At 62.7% G+C, this 23,488-nt stretch carries 18 protein-coding genes and 1 pseudogene; 7 read left to right on the top strand and 12 right to left on the bottom strand.

What is annotated here, in order from left to right; all coding sequences use genetic code 11:
* Positions 1-34 precede the first annotated feature (34 nt).
* The 3 genes and pseudogenes from acnA to ACWPVA_RS17445 all read left to right on the top strand — a co-directional run bounded on the left by acnA (position 35) and on the right by ACWPVA_RS17445 (position 6,060).
* Positions 35-2,728, top strand: a complete 2,694-nt coding sequence (gene acnA, locus ACWPVA_RS17455) for an aconitate hydratase AcnA (protein WP_454288877.1) — start codon at positions 35-37, stop codon at positions 2,726-2,728.
* Positions 2,729-2,932: 204 nt separating this feature from the next.
* Positions 2,933-3,683, top strand: a pseudogene (locus ACWPVA_RS17450) (DUF1223 domain-containing protein).
* Positions 3,684-3,990: 307 nt separating this feature from the next.
* Positions 3,991-6,060 carry an ATP-dependent helicase gene (locus ACWPVA_RS17445; RefSeq protein WP_454288876.1) on the top strand — a complete coding sequence of 690 codons (2,070 nt, stop codon included), beginning with the start codon at positions 3,991-3,993 and terminating at the stop codon, positions 6,058-6,060.
* A 66-nt stretch (positions 6,061-6,126) separates the two neighbouring features.
* On the opposite strand, the gene ACWPVA_RS17440 is transcribed toward ACWPVA_RS17445, so the two are convergent.
* The 9 genes from ACWPVA_RS17440 to chvE all read right to left on the bottom strand — a co-directional run bounded on the left by ACWPVA_RS17440 (position 6,127) and on the right by chvE (position 16,892).
* Positions 6,127-6,765, bottom strand: coding sequence for a 2-dehydro-3-deoxy-6-phosphogalactonate aldolase (locus ACWPVA_RS17440; RefSeq protein ID WP_454288875.1), 639 nt, complete (start codon positions 6,763-6,765; stop codon positions 6,127-6,129).
* Positions 6,762-7,697: a 2-dehydro-3-deoxygalactonokinase gene (locus ACWPVA_RS17435; RefSeq protein WP_454288874.1), complete on the bottom strand. Its 936-nt coding sequence runs from the start codon at positions 7,695-7,697 to the stop codon at positions 6,762-6,764. Before ACWPVA_RS17435 ends, ACWPVA_RS17440 begins: the two co-directional genes overlap by 4 nt.
* Before the next feature lie 13 nt (positions 7,698-7,710).
* Entirely contained in the window at positions 7,711-9,225 is a 1,515-nt protein-coding gene (locus ACWPVA_RS17430; protein ID WP_454288873.1) for an aldehyde dehydrogenase (NADP(+)), read from the bottom strand.
* A gap of 21 nt (positions 9,226-9,246) precedes the next feature.
* A complete protein-coding gene (locus ACWPVA_RS17425; RefSeq protein WP_454288872.1) occupies positions 9,247-10,176 on the bottom strand; it encodes a Gfo/Idh/MocA family protein in 930 nt (309 codons plus the stop codon).
* Positions 10,177-10,186: 10 nt separating this feature from the next.
* Positions 10,187-11,932: an L-arabinonate dehydratase gene (araD, locus tag ACWPVA_RS17420; RefSeq protein WP_454288871.1), complete on the bottom strand. Its 1,746-nt coding sequence runs from the start codon at positions 11,930-11,932 to the stop codon at positions 10,187-10,189.
* Positions 11,933-11,985: 53 nt separating this feature from the next.
* Complete coding sequence (gene araD1 / locus ACWPVA_RS17415) at positions 11,986-12,951, bottom strand: AraD1 family protein (protein ID WP_454288870.1); 966 nt, start codon at positions 12,949-12,951, stop codon at positions 11,986-11,988.
* Between the two features lie 9 nt (positions 12,952-12,960).
* Positions 12,961-14,172, bottom strand: coding sequence for a multiple monosaccharide ABC transporter permease (mmsB, locus tag ACWPVA_RS17410; protein WP_454288869.1), 1,212 nt, complete (start codon positions 14,170-14,172; stop codon positions 12,961-12,963).
* Positions 14,172-15,707 carry a multiple monosaccharide ABC transporter ATP-binding protein gene (mmsA, locus tag ACWPVA_RS17405; protein WP_454288868.1) on the bottom strand — a complete coding sequence of 512 codons (1,536 nt, stop codon included), beginning with the start codon at positions 15,705-15,707 and terminating at the stop codon, positions 14,172-14,174. Before mmsA ends, mmsB begins: the two co-directional genes overlap by 1 nt.
* Before the next feature lie 114 nt (positions 15,708-15,821).
* Complete coding sequence (gene chvE / locus ACWPVA_RS17400; RefSeq protein WP_454288867.1) at positions 15,822-16,892, bottom strand: multiple monosaccharide ABC transporter substrate-binding protein; 1,071 nt, start codon at positions 16,890-16,892, stop codon at positions 15,822-15,824.
* 170 nt (positions 16,893-17,062) lie between these two features.
* Between chvE and ACWPVA_RS17395 the strand changes: the two genes are divergently transcribed.
* Together ACWPVA_RS17395 and ACWPVA_RS17390 are read left to right on the top strand one after the other, a co-directional pair.
* On the top strand, positions 17,063-18,004 hold the full coding sequence (locus ACWPVA_RS17395) for a LysR family transcriptional regulator (RefSeq protein ID WP_454288866.1): 942 nt from the start codon (positions 17,063-17,065) through the stop codon (positions 18,002-18,004).
* Positions 18,005-18,240: 236 nt separating this feature from the next.
* Positions 18,241-18,606: a DUF2794 domain-containing protein gene (locus ACWPVA_RS17390; protein WP_454289633.1), complete on the top strand. Its 366-nt coding sequence runs from the start codon at positions 18,241-18,243 to the stop codon at positions 18,604-18,606.
* A 3-nt stretch (positions 18,607-18,609) separates the two neighbouring features.
* Here ACWPVA_RS17390 and ACWPVA_RS17385 read toward each other — a convergent pair whose 3' ends face one another.
* Positions 18,610-19,167, bottom strand: a complete 558-nt coding sequence (locus ACWPVA_RS17385) for an N-acetyltransferase family protein (RefSeq protein ID WP_454288865.1) — start codon at positions 19,165-19,167, stop codon at positions 18,610-18,612.
* 477 nt (positions 19,168-19,644) lie between these two features.
* Here ACWPVA_RS17385 and ACWPVA_RS17380 point away from each other — a divergent pair, with 477 nt between their 5' ends.
* Positions 19,645-20,679, top strand: a complete 1,035-nt coding sequence (locus tag ACWPVA_RS17380; RefSeq protein WP_454288864.1) for an aspartate-semialdehyde dehydrogenase — start codon at positions 19,645-19,647, stop codon at positions 20,677-20,679.
* Positions 20,680-20,850: 171 nt separating this feature from the next.
* On the top strand, positions 20,851-21,672 hold the full coding sequence (locus ACWPVA_RS17375; protein ID WP_454288863.1) for a lytic murein transglycosylase: 822 nt from the start codon (positions 20,851-20,853) through the stop codon (positions 21,670-21,672).
* A gap of 41 nt (positions 21,673-21,713) precedes the next feature.
* Here the strand turns inward: ACWPVA_RS17375 and ACWPVA_RS17370 are convergent, their stop codons facing one another.
* Together ACWPVA_RS17370 and pdxY are read right to left on the bottom strand one after the other, a co-directional pair.
* Positions 21,714-22,355, bottom strand: coding sequence for a carbonic anhydrase (locus ACWPVA_RS17370; protein ID WP_454288862.1), 642 nt, complete (start codon positions 22,353-22,355; stop codon positions 21,714-21,716).
* 81 nt (positions 22,356-22,436) lie between these two features.
* Positions 22,437-23,315, bottom strand: coding sequence for a pyridoxal kinase PdxY (gene pdxY, locus ACWPVA_RS17365; RefSeq protein WP_454288861.1), 879 nt, complete (start codon positions 23,313-23,315; stop codon positions 22,437-22,439).
* Positions 23,316-23,488: the final 173 nt, after the last annotated feature.

Raw genomic sequence — 23,488 nt, 5'->3', positions numbered from 1 at the left:
GTGTAGGCTATCAGCATAAGCGGGGTTTCTATCCGTGTCCAAATCCATCGACAGCTTCAATTGTCGCTCGACGCTTGCCGTCAACGGCAAAGACTATGTCTACTACAGCCTTCCCAAGGCCGAGGCCAACGGCCTGACGGGCGTTTCGAAGCTTCCCTATTCGATGAAGGTTCTGCTCGAGAACCTGTTGCGCAACGAAGACGGCCGCTCGGTCACCAGGAAGGACATCGAGGCGATTGCCGCCTGGCTCGTCGACAAGGGCACGGCTGAAGCCGAAATTGCCTACCGACCGGCCCGCGTGCTGATGCAGGACTTCACCGGCGTTCCCGCCGTCGTCGACCTGGCCGCCATGCGCGACGCCATGGTGTCGCTCGGCGGCGATCCGGAAAAGATCAACCCGCTGGTTCCCGTCGATCTCGTCATCGACCACTCGGTCATCGTGGATGAATTCGGCACGCCGACCGCCTTTGCCCGCAACGTTGAACTCGAATACGAGCGCAACGGTGAGCGCTACCGCTTCCTTAAATGGGGCCAGCAGGCGTTCAAGAACTTCCGCGTCGTTCCGCCTGGCACCGGCATCTGTCACCAGGTGAACCTCGAATATCTCGGCCAGACGGTCTGGACCAAGGAAGAGGACGGCGAGACGGTCGCCTATCCCGACACCTGCGTCGGCACCGACAGCCACACCACCATGATCAACGGTCTGGGCGTTCTCGGCTGGGGCGTGGGCGGTATCGAAGCCGAAGCCGCCATGCTCGGCCAGCCGGTCTCCATGCTGTTGCCGGAAGTCATCGGCTTCAAGCTGACCGGCAAGGTCAAGGAGGGCGTCACCGCGACCGACCTCGTGCTCACCGTCGTGCAGATGCTGCGCAAGAAGGGCGTCGTGTCGAAGTTCGTCGAATTCTTCGGCCCCGGCCTCGATTCGATGACGCTCGCCGACCGTGCCACCATCGGCAACATGGGCCCGGAATACGGCGCGACCTGCGGCTTCTTCCCGGTCGACGGCGAAACCATCAACTACCTGACGATGTCCGGCCGCACCAAGGACCGCATCGCCCTGGTCGAAGCCTATTCCAAGGCTCAGGGCATGTGGCGCGACAACGATGGTTCCGACCTCGTCTTCACCGACACGCTCGAACTCGACCTCGGCGACGTCGTGCCGTCGATGGCCGGTCCGAAGCGTCCCGAAGGCCGCCTTCCGCTCGAAACGATCGCTTCCAACTTCGCGGTCGCGCTTGAGAACGACTACAAGAAGCCGGGCCAGCTGACGAACCGCTATGCGGTCGAAGGCACCGACTACGACATCGGCCATGGCGACGTGGCGATTGCCGCGATCACCTCCTGCACCAACACGTCGAACCCGAGCGTCCTGATCGCTGCCGGCCTTCTGGCCCGCAACGCCGTCGCCAAAGGCCTGAAGTCCAAGCCCTGGGTGAAGACCTCGCTCGCACCGGGGTCGCAGGTCGTGGGCGAATATCTTGCCAAGTCGGGCCTCCAGGCATCGCTGGACGCCCTGGGCTTCAACCTCGTCGGCTTCGGCTGCACGACCTGCATCGGCAATTCCGGTCCGCTGCCGGCGCCGATCTCGAAGACGATCAACGACAAGGGCCTGATCACGGCGGGCGTTCTGTCGGGCAACCGCAACTTCGAAGGCCGCATCTCGCCGGACGTCCAGGCCAACTACCTGGCTTCCCCGCCGCTCGTCGTGGCTTACGCGCTCGCCGGCACCGTCCAGAAGGACCTGACCACCGAGCCGCTCGGCGAAGACCAGAACGGCAACCCGGTCTTCCTCAAGGACATCTGGCCGACGTCGCACGAGATCCAGGAATTCATCCTGAAGTACGTCACCCGCGAACTCTACGAATCGAAGTACGCGGACGTGTTCAAGGGCGACGCCAACTGGCAGGCCGTTCAGATCCCGGCAGGCCAGACCTATGCCTGGGACGACAAGTCGACCTATGTGCAGAACCCGCCCTACTTCGTCGGCATGGGCAAGACCGGCGCCGGCCTCAAAAATATCGCCAACGCCCGCGTTCTCGGCTTGTTCGGCGACAAGATCACCACCGACCACATTTCGCCGGCCGGTTCGATCAAGGCCGCCTCGCCGGCTGGTGCCTACCTCATGGAGAATGGCGTCGGCGTTGCCGACTTCAACCAGTACGGCACGCGTCGTGGCAACCATGAGGTCATGATGCGCGGCACGTTCGCCAATATCCGCATCCGCAACCACATGCTCGGCCCGAACGGCAAGGAAGGTGGCTACACCATCCACTATCCGTCCAAGGAAGAGATGTCGATCTACGACGCCGCCATGCAGTACAAGGCGGAGGGCGTCCCGCTCGTCATCTTCGCCGGCGTGGAATACGGAAACGGTTCGTCGCGTGACTGGGCCGCCAAGGGCACCAATCTGCTCGGCGTTCGCGCCGTGGTCGCCCAATCCTTCGAGCGCATCCACCGCTCGAACTTGGTCGGCATGGGCGTCGTCCCGTTCTGCTTCGAGGAAGGCACCACCTGGGCCTCGCTCAACCTCAAGGGCGACGAGACCGTGACGATCGAAGGCCTCGACGGCGAGATCAAGCCGCGCGAGAAGAAGATCGCCAAGATCACCTATGCCGATGGTTCGGTGAAGGAGATCCCGCTGATCTGCCGCATCGATACGCTTGACGAAGTCACCTACGTCAACAACGGCGGCATCCTGCAGACCGTCCTGCGCGATCTGGCCGCTTAAGCCGAGACGCAAACAAACAAGGGCCGCCGGGCGACAAACCCGGCGGTTTTTTTGTGTGGCTGGCGGTCCGCTGTTGACGCTTGCCTCACCCCATCGTGACTTTGACCTGCATCGATGACGGGTTATTGCTGGAACGACAAAGAAAGCGACCTGACGAATGTGTCTCATGGCGCTTTCGGGGAAGCGTTGAACGGGTTTTGCTCCATGATCTTCAGGATCGCCTCCGGTCTGGCTCTCTTCTGCACCATCGTCGTCGCTTCCGCCACGCGCGCCGACGAGGTAACCGTGCCGAAGGGCGTGGTCGAAGCTCTTCACCTCCCAGGGCTGCAGTTCATGCCCCCCGGCCGACGCAGCGCTGCAAACATTGGCTCGCAAGGGCGGCGTCGTGGCACTCTCCTATCACGTTGACTACTGGAACTATCTCGGCTGGGCCGACACGCTGGCCACGCCGGAAAACACCGCGCGGCAATACGCCTATGCCCGCAGCCTCGGTCGCAACGGTGTCTATACACCGCAGGCCGTGGTCAACGGACGGGACCACCTGAAGGGAACGGACGCGGAGACGATCGAAGGGAAGCTCGACGGCATGCGGGCGCGCGGTAAGGGTCTGACCGTGCCAATCCATGCCGGTCGCAAGGGCGACGAACTGGAAATCAATATCGGCGTCGGCAACGGCAAGGCCGACGTAGTGATCGTCTATTTTCGCCGCAAACAGACCGTCGAGGTGCTGAAGGGCGAGAACATGGGAAAGACGATCGACTACTGGAACAGCGTCATAGACGTCCAGACCGTGGGCGTGTGGGACGGTTCCGCTCTCGATCTCGTGCTGCCGGCAAAGATGATAGATTCGGACATGGCCGACGGCTGCGCGATCTTGCTGCAATCGAGCGGACCCCAAGGCGAGCCCGCGGCCATATTCGGCGCGACGATGCTGACGGCGGAAACGAAATCCTGAGAACTAGGCGGGTCCGGCCTGGAAGCATTGGGGGGCTGGGGGTAAGGGGTCAATGCGCCAGACCGGACCCTCTTGGCGTGCTTGACGCCAACCAAGAGCGATCAATTTCTCCCCCAAATTGGGCGCTGTTTTGTCCAAATTGCGGCGCCTAGCCGAAATCACCGGTTGCATATCTAACCGATTTATCCCGCACGCTTTTCTTTCTCCGATGTTAACTTGAGCATTGTCCGGTTCACTCTCTGTTCTTGCCAAATCGGGCAATGTCGGGCAAACCAGACTTCTGAATGAGCAAGGATGTCGTCGGCGGATGAACGCAAACCACCTCGAGACGCTGAACGACCGGCAGCGAAGCGCTGTCGAGCATGGCATCGGACCCGAGGCCACCAAGGGCGACGGCCCTCTTCTGATCATCGCCGGCGCCGGCTCGGGCAAGACCAATACGCTTGCCCACCGGGTCGCGCATCTGATCCTCAACGGCGCCGATCCGCGCCGCATCCTGCTGATGACCTTTTCCCGCCGCGCCGCAAGCGAGATGAGCCGCCGTGTCGAGCGGATCTGCCGCAAGGTACTGGGCAATGATGCTGCGGTCTTGACGGATGCCCTTACCTGGGCCGGCACCTTTCACGGCATCGGCGCCCGCATCCTGCGCGACTATGCCTATGAAATCGGCCTCGATCCCGGCTTCACCATCCACGACCGGGAAGATTCCGCCGATCTGATGAACCTGATGCGGCACGATCTCGGTCTGTCGAAGATGGAAAGCCGCTTTCCCGCCAAGGGCACCTGTCTCGCCATCTATTCCCGCACGGTGAACTCCGAAACGCCCCTCTCCGAAGTGTTGAAAGGCGCCTATCCCTGGTGCGGAACCTGGGAGAAGGAGCTTAAGGCGCTGTTTGCCGCCTATGTCGAGGCCAAGCAGGCGCAGAACGTGCTCGATTACGACGACCTGCTGCTCTACTGGGCGCAGACGGTGAGCGAGCCGGAACTTGCGGCCGAAATCGGTGGCAGGTTCGACCATGTCCTGGTCGACGAATACCAGGACACCAACCGGCTGCAATCCTCCATCCTGACCGCGATGAAGCCGGGCGGACGCGGGCTGACCGTGGTCGGCGACGACGCCCAGTCGATCTATTCCTTCCGCGCCGCGACGATCCGCAACATTCTCGACTTTCCGGCAAGCTTCGACCCGCCGGCCGACATCATAACGCTCGACCGCAACTACCGCTCGACCCAGCCGATCCTGGCCGCCGCCAACGGGGTGATCGACCTTACCCGCGAGCGCTTCACCAAGAACCTGTGGACCGAGCGCCAGTCCGAGGACCGGCCGCGGCTGGTCAGCGTGCGCGACGAGGCCGAGCAGGCCAACTACATCGTCGAGCAGATCCTGGAGAACCGCGAGCGCGGCCTGACGCTGAAGGACCAAGCCGTGCTGTTTCGCACGTCCAGCCATTCCGGCCCGCTGGAAATCGAACTCACCCGGCGCAACATTCCCTTCGTCAAGTTCGGCGGATTGAAATTCCTCGACGCGGCGCATGTGAAGGATCTTCTGGCGGCACTGCGCTTTGCCCAGAACCCGCGCGACAAGGTTGCCGGCTTCCGGCTGATGCAGCTCCTGCCGGGGGTGGGTCCGCAGACCGCCTCGAAGATCCTCGACGCGATTGCCGCCGATCCGCATCCGCTGGCAGCGCTCGCCGAAATCCCACCGCCACCGCGCACCGGCGAGGACTGGGGCCGCTTTGTCGACATGCTCACGCAAATGGGCAAGGGCCAGGCGGGCTGGCCAGGCGAGATCGAGATCGCCAGGCTGTGGTACGAGCCGCATCTCGACCGCATCCACGAGGATTCCGAGACGCGCAAGGCGGACCTCGTGCAGCTCGGCCAGATCGCCTCGGGCTACGGCTCGCGCGAGCACTTCCTCACCGAACTGACGCTCGATCCGCCGGACGCGACCAGCGACCAGGCGGGCGTGCCGTTGCTAGACGAGGACTATCTGATCCTCTCGACCATCCATTCGGCCAAGGGCCAGGAATGGAAGTCCGTCTTCGTGCTGAACTGCGTCGACGGCTGCATCCCCTCGGACCTTGCAGTCGGTACCACGGCGGAGATCGAGGAAGAACGGCGGCTGCTCTACGTGGCGATGACGCGGGCCAAGGACAGCCTACACTTGACCGTACCGCAGCGCTTCTTCACCCACGGGCAGAACGCGCAAGGGGACCGGCATGTCTATGCGGCGCGCACGCGCTTCATTCCAGCGACCCTGCTGCAATTCTTCGAATCGGCCGCCTGGCCGGTGGCGCAGCCGACCGCTCCAGGCACGCGCGACGCGCGTCAGATCCGGCTTGATGTCGGCGCGCGCATGCGCGGCATGTGGAGTTGAATAGTTTGACGTCTACCAGCTGATGCCGGCCGGGGCCTTCGGCGGATGGACACCTGTGGGAGGCCGTCAGGCCGATACGGCGGCATCATAGGCGGCGATCGTGCGCTTCGCCTTTTCCGCCACCGTTGCCGCACTGTCACCCGGCTTGTAAAGGCTGGAGCCGAGGCCGAAACAGCTGACGCCAACCTTGAGATAGGCGGCGAAATCGGCGTCCGACACGCCGCCGACCGCGCCGATCGGCAGGCCCTTGGGCAGGATGGCGCTGATGGCGCTGATGCCGGCCGGCCCGAGCGCGCTGGCGGGGAAGAACTTGAGGGCAGCGGCACCCGACCGGGTGGCCAGCAGTGCCTCGGTCGCCGTGAAGACGCCGGGCATGGTGACCATGCCGTGCTCGACGGCGCGGCGGATGACAGCCGGCTCGACATTGGGCGTCACCAGCAGATTGCCGCCGACACTCTTCAGCCGGTCGACCTGCGGGACCTCCAGCACCGTCCCGGCGCCGATCAGGCAGGACGCGGGCGCGAGGCGCCGCGCCTTCTCGATCGAGGCAAACGGCTCCGGCGAGTTGAGCGGTACCTCGATCGCCTCGAATCCGGCTTCGACCAGAACCTCGACCACGCCCTCGATCTCCTCGGGCCGGATGCCCCGCAGGATGGCAACCAGATTGCGCTTGAGGGACGGCCAGGCGATGGCGGGGCTGGTCATGGCAGGATCTCCGCGAAACGATGGGGAAAGAGGACGCGCGCAGCGGAAAACAGGCCCTTGCGGACCAGTTCCCCGCCATCGAGCGATACCGTTTCGACGCCGGCAAGCGTAAGAGCGGCGGCATAAAGCTCTGTCAGCGCACCGCTGCCAATCAGCTGCACGCATTGGCCTTCGCCAAGCCTTGGCCGCATGGCGGCAATTTCCGCGCCGAGCAGCAGGCCGGACAGGCGCGAAGCCGCGCTGGCCTCGTCGGCGCCGGCAAGCAGACCCCGGGCGCGGATCGAGAACAGGCGCGTGGTGAGGCTGAAATCAGGATCGAGCGCCTCCTCGACCGCCTGGCCAAAAGCCGGGTGGCCGGCGGAGGCCCGCCCCTCGCCAATCGATAGATGCAATATCGATTGCCGGCTAATGAGCTGGAAGAGTTCGCCGGTCATCGCCGTGGTGAAACGGCTGATTCGGCCTTCCTGCAGGGACACCCATTTCGAGTGGGTTCCTGGCAGGCAGAAAAGCGCGTCGCAGAGCCCGGACGCGACGGCGCCGAGAAGCTGTGTCTCCTCGCCACGCATCACGTCTTCGGCGCCGGCGCCGCGCTGGCAAACGCCGGGCAGGATACGCACGTCGCGATCGATGCCGGGTGCGGATACGGCCTGAATATGGAGATCCGTCAGGCCGGCCGGCGTCTCGGCATAGGGCGCCTCGATCCAGCCGGCGCGGGCGCCCGCCATGCCAGCGACGACCACCGGCAAATCGGGAGCGCCGCCGAGCGCGGCGAGATGGGTCTCCAGCACGCCGGCGAAACGGTCCGGTGTCAGCGTCCCCATGCCTTCCGGCGATTGCCGTTCCCCGAGCACGCCCGCCGCGGCATCGACCAGCCAGACGCGCAGATTGCTCGTTCCCCAGTCGACCAGTGCCGCCGCGGCCTGCGTGCTCATCTTGTTACGTCCCTTAGTGCAGGTCTTCCGGCAGCAGGGCGACCGGGATGTCCTGGTAGCAGACCGGCCGCAAGAAACGGCGGATCGCCATCGTGCCGACCGAGGTGGCGCCGAAATTGGTCGAGGCCGGATAAGGACCGCCATGCACCATGGCATCGGCGACTTCGACACCGGTCGGGAAACCGTTGGCGAGCAGGCGGCCGGCCTTGCGCTCGAGGATCGGCAGGAGCTTGGCGCCGAGCGCCTCGTCACCGGCTTCGAGATGGAGCGAGGCCGTCAACTGGCCTTCGAGGCTGCGGGCGACGGCCAGCATCTCGTCGGTGTCGGTCACTGTGACGATCATCCCGAGCGGGCCGAACACTTCCTCGCCGAGCGCATGATTGGCGAGCCATTCCTTGCCTGTCGTAGCGAAGAGATAGGGCGTCGCATTGCGCAGGTCGCAGGTCGAGGTGAGCACGGACCGCACGCCTTCGACGGAAGCAATCTTCGTCGCGCCCTTGCGATAGGCATCGGCAATACCCTCGGTCAGCATGGTCTGCGGGGCGACCGCCGAGAGCGCCTGTTCGGCGGCTTTGGTGAAGGCATCGGCCGTTTCGCCTTCGATCACGACGACAATGCCCGGATTGGTGCAGAACTGGCCGGCACCCATGGTGAGCGAACCGACCCAGCCCTTGGCGATCGCTTCGCCGCGTGCAGCCATGGCCTGCGGCAGCAGGAACATCGGATTGACCGAACCGAGTTCGCCGAAGAAGGGAATGGGCTCTGGACGCTGGGCGCAGAGGTCGAACAGGGCACGGCCGCCGCCGAGCGAACCGGTAAAGCCGATCGCCTTGATCAGCGGATGCTGGACCAGCGCGGTGCCGACCTCGCGGTTTCCGCCCTGGACGAGCGAGAACACACCGGGATGGACGCCGCAACGCTTGATGGCGGCATCAATGGCGGCAGCGACGATCTCCGCCGTACCGGGATGGGCCTCGTGACCCTTGACCACGACGGGGCAACCGGCGGCCAGCGCCGATGCCGTGTCGCCGCCGGCCGTGGAGAAGGCGAGCGGGAAGTTGGAGGCGCCGAACACGCCGACCGGGCCGATCGGCCGCTGCATCATCTTGAGGTCCGGGCGAGGCAGGGGCTGGCGATCCGGCAGCGCTGCATCATGGCGGCGGTCGAGATAATCGCCCTTGAGGATATGCGCTGCGAACAGCCGCAGCTGGCCAACGGTGCGGCCACGCTCGCCGACGAGGCGCGCCTTGGGAAGGCCGGTCTCGCCGGAGCCGATTTCGGTAATGTCGTCACCGCGCGCGTCGATCTCCTCGGCGATGGCCTCGAGAAAGGCGGCGCGCTCGGCCCGGCTGGAATAGCCATAGCTCTCGAAGGCCTCTTCCGCGGCGCGCACGGCCTCGTCCACCAGGGCGGCCGAACCGAAGGAGAAATTCCGCACCGGACCTTCTGCAGGCGAGGAGGTGAAGGTCTCGCTGCCCGCCACCCAGCGGCCGGCGATCAGGTGCTTCCCGGTAAATTCATAAGCCATGGCAATTATCCCTTTAATCGATCAGTCTTCGAAGGCCTCGACCTCGAGGCGCTCTCCGCACAGGAAGGCGTCCGCCACCAATCGCAGCGGCTGGAAATCAACGTCGCTCTCGCGCGCCCGGATGAGCGCGGCGAAGCGCTCGTAGATACCGGCATATTCCCGGTCGGGTCCAGCCGAGTTTTCAATCCCATCGATAAACAGTTCGGCACCACCCTTGGAGAGGCGCAATGTCCCCTGGCCGGTCTCGACCGTGATATCCCAAGTCTGCGGGCCTTCCTGACGCCAGTCGAACGCAGCGGCAATCGGCGCACCGCCGAGCGTGCGCATGGCGATGTCGGCGGCGATCGGCTGTTTGCGATTGGCCGGGAAGGACAGGCTGGCCTTTTCAACAAGAACCCGGCCGGGTACGATCTCGGTCAGGATCGACAGCGCATTGATGCCGGGATCGAAGACGCCGAAGCCGCCCGGCTCCCAGATCCAGGCCTGGCCGGGATGCCAGCGACGGACGTCTTCCTTCCAGACGATGGATATGGAGCGGATTGCCTTGTCGGCAAGCCAGGCCTTGGCCGGCGCGACGCCGAGGGCAAAGCGCGAATGCCAGGTGGAAAAGAGGGTGACGCCGGCCTTTCGGGCGAGATCCGCCAGCGCTTCCGCCTCGCCGAGCGTGGTTGCCGGTGGCTTCTCCATCAGCACGTCATGGCCGGCGGCAATCGCCTTGCGGGCCATGTCGAAGCGCACCTCGGGCGGTGTGCAGAGCGAAACCGCGCGGATGCCCGAGCGCGTGGCGAGGAAAGCATCGAAATCCGTGTGGTTCTCGATACCTTCGACCTTGCCGTGACGGCTCACCGCCGCCTTCAGATCGAAATCGCTCCCCGCGGCGATCGACGGGATATGCTGGTCGCGGGCAATCTTGCCGATGCCGACGAGGGCGATCGAAATGCGGTCTTGCATGGCCGTTTCCCTAGTGTGAATCCTTGCCGACAGCCGAGCCGCGACACCCCTTGAGGAAGTCGAAATCGGCGCCGGTATCGGCACCCTCGACATGCTCGTGGAACATGCGGGCATAACCGCTGGCCGGCGGTTCGGCGGCCGGGCGCCAGGCGGCGAGACGGCGTTGCAGTTCCTCATCGGGAATGTCGAGATGGATGCGGCGATTGGCAACGTCGATCTCGATCATGTCGCCGTTCTTGACCACCGCGAGCGGACCGCCCACGGCAGCTTCGGGCGATGTGTGCAGCAGAACCGTGCCATAGGCCGTGCCGGACATGCGCGCATCAGAAATGCGCACCATGTCGGTAATGCCCTTGCGCAGCACCTTGGGCGGCAGGCCCATATTGCCGACCTCGGCCATGCCCGGATAACCCTTGGGCCCGCAATATTTCATGACCATGACGCAGTTCTCGTCAATGTCGAGGGCCTCGTCGTTGATCTTCGCCTTGTAGTCATCGATGTCCTCGAACACCACGGCGCGGCCGCGGTGCTGCATCAGATGCGGCGAGGCGGCCGACGGCTTCAGCACGCAGCCCTTCGGCGCCAGATTGCCCTTGAGCACGGCAATGCCGCCCTGCTGGGTGAGCGCGCGCTCGACCGGACGGATGACGTCGTCGTTCCAGTTGCGGACGTCCTTGACCTCGTCCCAGATCGTTCCGCCGGAGACGGTGAGCGCATCCTTGGTCAGCTTGCCGGCTTCGCCGAGCATCTTCAGCACCACCGGCAGGCCGCCGGCGTAGAAGAACTCTTCCATCAGGTACTCGCCCGACGGCATGAGGTTGACGATCGTCGGCACGTCGCGGCCACAGCGGTCCCAGTCCGACAGCGACAGATCGATGCCGACGCGGCCGGCAATGGCCAGCAGGTGCACGACGGCATTGGTCGAGCCGCCGATCGCGCCATTGGTGCGGATGGCATTTTCGAACGCTGCCTTGGTCAGGATGTCGGAAGGCTTCAGGTCGTCCTTGACCATCTGCACGATGCGGCGGCCGGTCAGCTGCGCCATCACCCGGCGGCGGCTGTCGACGGCCGGGATCGCGGCATTGCCCGACAGCGTCATGCCGAGCGATTCGACCATGGAGGCCATGGTCGAGGCCGTGCCCATGGTGTTGCAGGTGCCGGTCGAGCGCGACATCGAGGCCTCGGCCTCGAGGAATTCCTCCTGCGTCATCTCGCCGGCCTTCACGGCTTCCGAGAACTTCCACAGATGGGTGCCCGAACCGACCCGTTCGCCGCGGAAATAGCCGTTCAGCATCGGCCCGCCGGACACCATGATCGCCGGCAGGTCGACGGAAGCCGCCCCCATCAGCAGCGACGGCGTGGTCTTGTCACAGCCCACCAGCAGCACGACGCCGTCGATCGGTTGGCCGCGGATCGCTTCCTCGACCGCAAGCGCGGCGAGGTTGCGATACATCATCGCTGTCGGGCGATAGGTGTTTTCCGATGCCGAAAAGACCGGCACCTCGACCGGGAAGCCGCCGGCCTCCCACACACCCGCCTTCACCTTTTCGGCGAGTTCGCGCAGGTGTCCGTTGCACGGGGTCAGATCCGACCAGGTGTTCATGATGCCGATCACGGGACGACCGTCGAACAGGTCGTGCGGGTGACCCTGGTTCTTCAGCCATCCGCGATGGTAGATGTTGTCGCGTGTATTGCCGCCGAACCATTCCTGGGATCGCAGCTTGCGGGGCCAAATTGCCGGTTTGAAAGCGCTCATGGCTGTTCTCTGTCTCTTTGCTGGTGGCGTGGCGCCGCGCGCGGCACCCGTGTTCAGAGCATGGTTACGTCAGGATTTCCGGCGGCGGCACGCGCCAGCGGATTCTTGAGCGGCAGGCCGAACGCACCCGCCTGGACCTCGAACACATCGCCGTCCTCGGCCTTGATGCCGTCGGCGAACGACAGTGTCGCCGTGCCGAACATGTGCACATGCAGGTCGCCCGGCTGACGGAAGAGGTCGTACTTGAAGTGGTGGTATTCGAGATTGGCAATCGTGTGGGACATGTTGTCCTCACCCGAGAGGAACGGCTTTTCCCAGATCACCTTGTTGTCGCGCAGAATGCGCGAGGTGCCCTCGATATGCGCCGGCAACGGCCCGACGAGAAGTTCCGGGCCGAACGACGCCGGGCGCAGCTTGGAATGGGCGAGGTAGAGATAATTGATCTTCTCGGTGACGTGGTCGGAGAATTCGTTGGCAATCGAGAAGCCGAGGCGGAACGGCGTGCCGTCCTTGCCAATCAGGTAGAAGCCGGCGATTTCCGGCTCTTCGCCGCCGTCGAGCGCAAACGAGGGCGACACGAGGGGCTCGCCGGTGGCGACCGCATTGACGCCCGTGCCCTTGTAGAACCACTCGGGCTGGACGCCGGTTTCGCCGGCCTTGGGCTTGCCGCCCTCGAGGCCCATGCGAAACATCTTCATCGAATCGCTCATGCCGACGGTATCGGCATGCATGCTGTCGCGGGTCGATGCCGAACCGGTGTGGGTGAGCCCCGTGCCGGTCAGGAACATGTGGGCCGCATCGGGATGGCGGACCGGACAGTCGAGCTTGCCGGTGGCGGCCAGCTGCGCCAGGTCGACCACTTCACCCTCACCGCGACCGGCAATGCAGGCGGCAAGCGACATGCCGGCCTCCACCGCGTTCTTCGCGAGTTCATAGGTGGAAGAAAAGCCGGGAACCAGGCGTGCCTGCTGCCCTTGGCGGCAAATCACGCCACCGTCCTTCAACTGCGAGAGATGCATAATCTTACCTCAGACTGCTTTGTTCTTGTTGTAGACGTCGAAGAATACGGCCGCCAGAAGCACCAGCCCCTTGATCAGCTGCTGGTAGTCGATGCCGATACCCATGATCGACATTCCGTTGTTCATCACGCCCATGATGAAGGCGCCGATGACCGCCCCGATGATACGGCCGACACCGCCCGAGGCCGAGGCGCCGCCGATGAAGCAGGCGGCGATGACGTCGAGTTCGAAGCCGACGCCGGCCTTCGGCGTCGCCGAATTGAGGCGGGCGGCGATGATCATGCCGGCAAGGGCGGCAAGCACGCCCATGTTGACGAAGGTGTAGAAGGTCAGCCGCTCGGTATTGATGCCGGAGAGCTTGGCCGCCTTCTCGTTGCCGCCCATGGCATAGATGCGTCGGCCGATCGTCGAACGGGTGGTAACGAAGGTGTAGAAGGCGATGAGGACGCCCATTACGACCAGCACGTTCGGCAGGCCGCGATAGGTCGACAGCTGGAAGCCGAGGAATACCGCGACCACGCTGATGACGGTCATCTGGCCGGCGAAGAAAACGAAGGGTTCGTTGGGTGTTCCATGCTGCTCGTTGAGCCGGCGATTCCTTAGGCCCGAATAGATCGCCCAGCCAACCAGCGCGAGAACGGTTATCAGTGCGACATAATTCTTGACCGTGCTTGTCGCCGGATCGGTGAACGACAGGAAGTCCGGGATAAAACCGGTCGACAGAAGCTGGAATTCCTTCGGGAACGGGCCGATCGGCCGGCCGCCCAGCACCACATAGGTCAGCCCGCGAAAGACCAGCATGCCGGCGAGCGTGACGATGAAGGAGGGGATCTTCTGGTAGGCGACCCAATAGCCCTGAGCGGCACCCATGGCGGCGCCGATCAACAGACAAAGCGGCACGACGAGAGAGAAGTGCCAGCCCCATTTGACCAGCATGATCGCCGATATGCCGCCGATGAAGGCGACGATCGAGCCGACGGACAGGTCGATATGCCCGGCAACGATGATCAGCAGCATGCCGAGCGCCATGATGATGATGAACGAGTTCTGCAGCACCAGATTGGTGATGTTCACCGGCTTGAACAGGACGCCGCCGGTCAGGAACTGGAACAGCAGCATGATGACGACCAGCGCGAGCAAGAGCCCGTATTCGCGGATGTTCTTGCGCAAATAGTCGCCGACGGAGACTTTCGGGGTTTCTGTGCGGGTATCGATTGCCATTAGTGTTTCTCCCCCGAGCGCATGATGGCACGCATGATGGATTCCTGGCTCGCCTCTCCCTTCGGGAACTCGGCGACGATCCGGCCTTCGTTCATCACGTAGATCCGGTCACAGGTTCCCAGCAGTTCAGGCATTTCCGACGAGATCATCAGAATGCCCTTACCTTCAGCGGCAAGCTGGTTGATGATGGTGTAGATTTCAAATTTCGCCCCGACGTCGATGCCGCGCGTCGGCTCGTCGAGAATGAGGACCTTCGGATCGGTGAACAGCCATTTCGACAGCACGACCTTCTGCTGGTTGCCACCGGAGAGATTGACGGTTTCCTGGTAGATCGAGTGGGACCGGATGCGCAGCTTGGACCGGTAGTCCGAAGCGACCCTGGCTTCCCTGCGCTCGTCGATAAAGCCGTTCTGCGACACGCCTTCGAGATTGGCGAGCGTGGTATTGTGCATGATGTTATTGTTGAGCACGAGGCCAAGATGCTTGCGGTCCTCGGTCACGTAGGCAAGACCGGCACCAATCGCCTTCGGGATCGTGCTGACATCGACCGGCTTACCGTGCATGAGGACCTGGCCGGTGATCCTGTGGCCCCAGGACTTGCCGAACAGGCTCATCGCCGTTTCGGTCCGCCCAGCACCCATGAGCCCGGCAATGCCGACCACCTCGCCGGCGCGCACGGTGAAATTCACCTCGTGCAGGAACTGCCGATCGCGATGGTTCTGGTGGAACACGTTCCAGTTCTTCACCTCGAGCAGCGTCTCGCCGATCTTCGGCTCACGCGGCGGGTAGCGGTCTTCCATGGCGCGGCCGACCATGCCGCTGATGATACGGTCCTCGGTGATTTCCTGGGTGTGACAGTCGAGCGTTTCGACCGTACCGCCATCACGCAGGATGGTGATCTGATCGGCCACCGTGCGGATTTCATTGAGCTTGTGGGAAATGATGATCGAGGTCATTCCCTGCCTGCGGAATTCGATCAGCAGCTTGAGCAGGGCGTCTGAATCGGTCTCGTTGAGCGAGGCGGTCGGTTCATCGAGGATGAGCAGACGGACCTTCTTGGAAAGCGCCTTGGCGATTTCGACGAGCTGCTGCTTGCCGACGCCGATGTCGGTGATGAGCGTCGAGGGTGAATCCTTGAGGCCCACCTTGGCCAGCAATTCCTGGGTGCGCGAGAAGGTCGCCTGCCAATTGATCACGCCATTGGTGGCAATCTCGTTGCCAAGGAAGATGTTCTCGGCAATTGACAGGAGCGGGACCAGTGCCAGTTCCTGGTGAATGATGATGATGCCGAGTTCTTCGCTGTCCGAGATCGTCGAGAAGCGGCGCGCTTCTCCGTCGAAATGAATCTCGCCGTCATAGGTGCCGGCGGGATAGACGCCGGAAAGTACTTTCATGAGGGTCGACTTGCCGGCACCATTTTCGCCGACCAGCGCGTGGATCTCACCTTCGCGCACCTTGAAGCTGACATTGTCCAAGGCCTTTACGCCGGGAAACGTCTTGGTGATGCCGCGCATCTCGAGAATGATGTTGTCCATGGGCAGAATTCCGGCGCGACGCGGCGACGTTATCGTCAAGCCAACGACGCAAGCTCCCTAAATGCTATATGAAATGGGCCCGCGACGAATCGCGGACCCAGCTCAATCAGCGCGTCAGTTGTCGATCTGCTCGGCGGTGTAATAACCGGAGGAAACCATGACGTCCTTGACGTTGGCCTTATCCACGGCAACCGGCTTGAGCAGGTAGGAGGGAACGACCTTGACGCCGTTGTCGTAGGTCTTGGTATCGTTCACTTCCGGCTCTTTGCCTTCCATGACGGCATCGACCATCGAGACAGCAACCTTGGCGAGTTCGCGGGTGTCCTTGAACACGGTCGAGTACTGCTCGTCGGCGAGGATCGACTTGACCGACGGAAGCTCCGCGTCCTGACCGGTGACGACCGGCATGGTCATATCGCCCGAGCCGTAGCCGACGCCCTTGAGAGCTGAAAGGATGCCGATCGACAGGCCGTCATAGGGCGACAGAGCGCCATGGACCTTGTCTTCGGTATAGTTCGAGGACAGGAGGTTCTCCATGCGAGCCTGCGCGACGGTGCCATCCCAGCGCAGCGTGCCGACCTGCTCCATGCCCTGCTGGCCAGACTTCACAACGATTTCGCCGCTGTCGATCATCGGCTGCAGGACCGACATGGCCCCATCATAGAAGAAGAAGGCGTTGTTGTCGTCCGGCGAACCGCCGAACAGCTCGACATTCCACGGCTTGGTGTCAGCGAACTTGGCCTTCAGGCCTTCGACCAGACTGGTTGCCTGCAGGACGCCGACCTGGAAATTGTCGAAGGTGGCATAATAGTCGACATTGCCACTGTCGCGGATCAGGCGGTCATAGGCGATGACCTTGACGCCCGCATCAGCGGCCTTCTGCAGGATGTCCGACAGTGTAGTGCCGTCGATCGCGCCGATGACGAGGACTTTGGCACCCTTGGTCACCATGTTCTCGATCTGGGCAAGCTGGTTCGGGATATCGTCATCGGCAAACTGCAGGTCGGGCTGATAGCCGGCTTCCTTGAACAGTTTTTCCATGGTCTCGCCATCCGAGATCCAGCGCGTCGACGTCTTGGTCGGCATCGAAATGCCAACAACGCCCTTCGTTTCCGCAATTGCCTGCGACGCGAACACCGAAATGCCCAGCGCGACAGACGCAATAAGAGTGGTAATTTTCTTCACGGAATTCCTCCCTGGCTGATCGTCCGGCCCCAGCTCCGTCTGGCAACCGTACAGTGCAAGAACCGGCGGCAACACGAGGCCCGCCTGATCCGAGCCGAGTCATAGCCCTTCGGATATACCGTTCAAATGATTAGTTTGACATTCTGCATACCGTAATTGATATGTTCTTCATGCCCGAGAAACTGGCCAACCGTCTGCTACCCAAGCATTTCAGCCTGATCCGCGCCATTGCCGACTACGGTCAGCTGAGCCTGGCGGCCAATGCACTTTCGATTACCCAGCCTGCCGCATCGCGAATGTTGGCCGAAATCGAGCGCCATGTCGGCGCATCGATCTTCGCACGCACCCCCAAGGGCATGGAGCCTACCGCGATCGGCTGCGCGCTGGCGCGGCGAGCCGAGAATCTTCTGGAGGAGATCCGCGAAGCCGCCCGCGAGGTCGATGCGATCCGACGCGGGCTGACCGGCACAGTCCGCGTCGGAGCAGTCACCGGCGGTGCGGTCGCTTTTGTCGTGCCGGCGATCCAGGCCTTGAAGACGGAAGCCGGGACAGCCGATATCCACGTCGAGGTCGCGCCGAGCGGGCCGCTCATCGCCGACCTGCTTTCCGGCCAGCTTGACTTCGTTCTGGGGCGCATCCCTGCCGGTGTCGATGCAAGGCAATTCAACATCACTGGCGTGCTCGAGGAGGAAGTGGATCTTCTCGTGCACCAAAGCCATCCATTGGCCAATGCCGAGGATCTGACGATGGCCGACCTTGTTCATTTCCCCTGGGTGATGCAGGCGCCAGGGGCCCCGGTACGCCAGGCGCTGGAGGCCGTGTTCGTGGCTCAGGGTGCGCCGATCCCTTCCAACATCGTCAACACCACGTCATTGCTGGTGATGATCGCCATGCTGGCCGCCTCGAATGCCATCGCTCCGATGTCGCGTGAGGTCTCCGACCTGCTCTGCCGGCAGACGAAGGGTTCCGGCCTCCTGCAGCTCGACGTTCGGCAATCGATCGCGGTTGCTCCATACCACCTGATCAGCCTCGGCGGCAAAAGGATGAGCCCGATCGCAACGCGCATGCGCGAACTGGTGATCCGCGAGTTCGACATCCGGCGGCGCGGTTGAAGGGCAGGATGTTCCGCGCCGTCAAGGCCCATCGCGAGCTTCCCTTAACTTCGCCTTTGACCGCAACTCTCCTAGAGGGCGCGGTCGAATGCCGGACGCAGGCGGCACGGTCATCGGCGGACCCGCGTGCCGAGACTTGCAATTTCGATCCCGTGAGGCAGACTGTCGTCCATCCGTCACAAAGGCGAGGTTGTAAAACATTGAAGAGCGATCAGTCGGAAACAGGATCCGAGGAAATCGGGAATCAGGGGCAGAATGCAGCGTCTGTCGTCGATATCCGCGACTATCGCCAGACCCTCGATCCTCTTCCCGTCACCTTCCACCGTCGCGAACTGGACGCCATATTGTGGATCTACGGCAAGATGGTGGGTGAAGGCGTTTGGCGCGATTATGCAATCGACCACCTCAAGGACAGGGCAGTTTTTTCGGTGTTCAAGCGCTCGGGAGAATATCCTCTCTACCGGATCGAGAAGAACCCCAAATTCGCCGCCAAGCAAGGTGCTTTCTCCGTCGTCGCTGCGGATGGGCGTATCCTCAAGCGCGGACATGAATTGAAACAGGTGCTGAAGGTGTTCGACAAGGCATTGAAGCTCGTCGAATAGGCTTCAACCGGCAAACAGCGTGCCCGGATAACGCGACGCGTCCGGGGGGGTCGTGTCTCCCTCGCCCAGCGCGAGCTGCATGAAAACCGTATCGAGCCATTGGCCGAGCTTGAAGCCGCTGCCATTGAGCGTTCCCACCATTCGGAACCCGCAGGACCGGTGAACGGCAATGGACGCGAGGCTCGCACCGCCGATAACGGCGACCATTTGGCGAAAGCCGAGATCGGTCGAACGCCGGACGAGTTCCTCGAGTAACATTTTGCCGATCCCCTTCCCCCGCGCCTCCGGCGCTAGGTAGATCGAATCCTCGACGAGCCAGCGATAGGCGGGCCGCGTGCGAAACGCCGAGGCATAGGCATAGCCCAGCACCGCGCCGATCTCGTTTATCGCAACGATATAGGGGTAGCCCTGACTCGTGATTAACTCGAATCGCTTCTCCATCTCGGTTTCGTCCGGCGGGGCAAGCTCATAGCTCGCAGTGCCCGAAAGGACCGCATCGGAATAGATCCGCGTGATCGCGGCAAGGTCTGCCGCACAGGCGGTTCGCAGTGTAATTGTCATGGGAATACCAGCAGCGCGAGTTGTATAGATCCAGTCTTCCATAGCGGCATCGGCTCTTCAAGCGGCTCATCGCCAGATCAGCGTCGATCCTCGGGCGTGCGCACAAGACATTCACTGCACGGGAGCCGCGACGGCTTGTCCGCACGAAATCCGAGCAACGGAAGGAGTTTCCGCCAGCATCCGGCCCCGGCTTTTGCTTGACTTTCGCGCAAAACCTTTTAATAGCTCGGCCGGAATAGGGATTCGCTCATGTATTCTTTCTGCTCGCACATCGCAGACGGATCGGGCCCGGCGCACGGCGCCGGGATGGATATGCGTTTTTCCGTTTCATTCACGACCAAGGCCAAAACGACGACCAAAACCGTCTGACGTCTCTGGCCCCCGCTCTCTCCCCGGCACGGCCGGGGACAAGGAAGGCGCGCTTGAAGCGCGGCTCCCCCCTCACCATCCGAGGAGAGACAGAAAGAGAGCATATAAATGGGTTTCAAGATCGCTATCGTAGGCGCCACCGGCAATGTCGGGCGCGAAATGCTCAATATCCTTTCCGAGCGCGGCTTTCCGGCCAACGAGGTGGTGGCGCTCGCTTCCGCCCGCTCCCAGGGCACGGAAGTCTCCTTTGGTGACAAGGTTCTGAAGGTCCAGAACCTTGAGAACTACGATTTCTCCGACACCGACATTTGCCTGATGTCGGCCGGCGGCACGATCTCGCAGAAGTGGTCGCCGAAGATCGGCGCCCAGGGATGCGTGGTGATCGACAACTCTTCGGCCTGGCGCTACGACGCCGACGTTCCGCTGATCGTTCCGGAAGTGAACCCGGATGCCATCGTCGACTTCAGGAAGCGCAACATCATCGCCAATCCGAACTGCTCGACCGCCCAGCTCGTCGTGGCGCTGAAGCCGCTGCATGACTTCGCCAAGATCAAGCGCATCGTCGTCTCCACCTACCAGTCGGTGTCCGGCGCCGGCAAGGAAGGCATGGACGAGCTCTTCACCCAGACCCGCGCCGTCTTCGTCGCCGATCCGATCGAGGCGAAGAAGTTCACCAAGCGCATCGCCTTCAACGTCATCCCGCACATCGACGCGTTCATGGAAGACGGCTACACGAAGGAAGAGTGGAAGGTTCTCGCCGAGACCAAGAAGATGCTTGATCCGAAGATCAGGGTAACCTGCACCGCCGTGCGCGTGCCCGTCTTCATCGGTCACTCGGAGTCGGTCAACGTCGAATTCGAAAACGAGATCACCGCCGATCAGGCCCGCGAGATCCTGCGCGAGGCGCCCGGCTGCCTCGTCATCGACAAGCACGAGAATGGCGGCTACATCACACCGCTCGAATGCGCCGGCGAGGATGCGACCTTCATCTCCCGCATCCGCGAAGACGCGACCGTCGAGAACGGCCTGAACCTGTGGATCGTCTCCGACAACCTGCGCAAGGGTGCGGCTCTGAACGCTGTACAGATCGCCGAACTGCTGATCAATCGCGGTCTGATCAAGCCGAAAAAGGCCGCGGCCTGATCCATCCATCTATCGGCCCCGGCGCTTCTGAGCGCGGGGCCGGCGAAGCTCATGATTTCGTGATCGGCAGATACGCGAAACTAGCGTCGAAACAGCTGAACCCGGCGTGACATAGTCAGTGCGCGCTGGCATGTTGCAACCAAGTCAAATCGCAAGAATACGAGGCAATAAATGCGACTGTCCAAGTTCCTGTCGGCGGCGTTTCTCACAGCGGCCATGGTTTCGTCGGCCGGCGGTGCGGCCTATGCCGCGCAATGCGGCAATTCGGCCACCGGTTTCGATGCATGGAAACGGGATTTCAGGAACGAAGCGGCCGCGAGAGGCGTGAGCCCGAGAGTGCTGGACAAGGTCCTGGCCAGTGTTTCCTATAGTAACGCGACAATCCGCGCCGACCGCGGGCAAAGGAGCTTCAAGCTCTCCTTCGACCAGTTCATGCAAAAGCGCGGCGGAGCCACCATCATCTCTCGTGGCAAAAGCATGAAGAAGGGCAACGCTGCACTGTTCGCCAAGATCGAACAGCGCTACGGCGTGCCGGCTGGGCCGCTGATCGCAATCTGGGGCATGGAGAGCGGCTTCGGCTCCTTCATGGGCAAGGAGCACATTCTCTCTGCCGTGGCGACGCTCGCCTATGACTGCCGTCGCTCTGACTTCTTTACCGATCAGTTCTACGCCGCACTGCAACTCGTCGGCAATGGCTCGTTGGCCGTCAACGCGCGGGGCGCTGCCCATGGTGAGATTGGCCAGACGCAGTTCCTGCCGCGTAGCGTGGTAAGATATGGCGTGGACGGGGATGGCGACGGAAGGGTCGATCTGGTGGGCTCGCGAGCCGACGCCCTTGCCTCGACGGCCAACTTCCTGCGCGGCCACGGCTGGCAGCCGGGCGCCGGCTACCAGCCCGGCCAGCCCAATTATCGCGCGATTCAGCAGTGGAACGCCGCCACCGTCTACCAGCAGGCGATTGCCCATATCGGCGCACAGATCGACGGCCAATAGGACCGTAGACTTTCAGGCGCGCCTTTTGGCGCGTCTCTCAGTCACCCGTCGAGACGGACGAAATCCCGGCTTTCCGGATCCATGATCCAGAGTTCGCCATTGGCGATGTCGAACCAGGCTCCGTGGATCTGCAGCTTGCCACGCTCCTCAAGGATCTTCACGCAGGGAAAGGTCCGCAGATTGGCGATCGAGTTGCGGATCGAGATGCGCTCCAGTGCAGTCTGGCGCTCGGTATCCGTCATCACCGAATTGCCCTGGATCTGCTCGGCAGAAGTCCTGACCAAGCCCATCCACTTGCCGATGAAATCGCCCGGCGAAAGCGGTTCCCCTTTTGGATCGAGCGCGGCGCGGATGCCGCCACATCGGCCATGGCCCATGACGATGATGTCACGCACCCGCAAGGCCTGGACAGCGAATTCCAGGGCTGCCGAGGTAGAGTGATATTGGCCATCCGGCTCGTAGGGGGGGACCATGTTCGCGACGTTGCGCACGACGAACAATTCGCCTGGACCGGCATCGAAGATCGTCTCCGGCGCGGCGCGGCTGTCGCAACACGCGACCACCAGAGTGTGGGGCTTCTGGCCCTGGTCGGCCAAGATGCGATATCGCTCCCGCTCGCCGGCATAGCGCCCGCTCATGAAGTTACGATAACCGTTGAGGAGGGTGGATGGGAAGCGCTTCATGCTTCCCGATTAGCGTGCCGCGGCCTTGATAGCAACAGTTTCACGCAAGCTTCGAACGCAAACCCGAAATGCGAATAGCGCTCAGCTCCGCTTCGGGCGCTGGGCCGGATGAACGAGGCGGCGCATCTGGATGAGCGCCATCGGCGTGGCAAGGCTCGACGCATCGCTTTCGAGTGTCAGTTCATCTCCCCCGCGCTTGGCAGTGCGGGCCAGCACTTCGAAGACGCTTGCCGTCGTCAGCTGCAAGGCCCTCTCGTCAGAGACGCCTGCGAGGAGCCGTGCCAGGAAGAGAGCCGAGGTGAGGTCACCGAGGCCGTTAGGGGGATTGTCGATCAACCTGTGTTCAGCGAGCAGGGCGTGTTTTCCGCTGAGATAAAGGTTGCCGGTGCCTCCCGCCATCATTGGGACAGCCGAAGTGACCAGCATGCGCGACGGACCGAGCGACAGGGCGGCTTCAATGATCTCGGCATTGCTCGACAATGTGCCGCCCACCAGCCATTCCAGCTCGGAGCGGTTGGGCGTGGCGACAGAAGCAAGCGGGATCAGCGCGTCGCGGATCGCTACGGCCGTCTCCTCGCGGATATAGAGACCGCCGACGTCACCCATCACCGGATCGCAGACATAGAGAAGGTCAGGATTGCGCTCGCGCAGTGCCTCGATCAAACGGGCGACCGAACGCGGCTGGGCAGCATTGCCGAAATAGCCGGTCAACACGGCCTTCACCTCGGACAGCCAGGGCGCGCGAATGAGGTCGTCGATCGCATGATCAAATTCATCTTCGGCAAAGGTGAGCCGGGTCGATGGACCATGACCGGGGTGCCAGGGCAGCACGATGGTCGGGAGAGCCCAGACGGGAAAACCGAGGCTCTCGAGCGCGAAGACCGCAGCCCTGTTGCCGACAGAGCCGCGAACGACGTGGCTCGAAATGACGATCACCGCGCCGGGTGCATATTCTGTCATGGTTGAAATCCATATTGTGGCGTCGTTGATCGGGCATAAGGGCCGCGGCTGTCAATCTGTGCATCCTAGTTATCGCGCAACGAACCGCCGCAAATTTCCATCGGAATTGGAAAAGCATACATGTCTTGGCAAGAGATTTTATTGTACAAGCGTGCAACATGCGGATGGCATTG

This window comes from Rhizobium arsenicireducens, from assembly GCF_964021225.1.
Note: the sequence above shows the minus strand (reverse complement) of the source record. Positions and strands in the feature narration are given on the sequence as shown.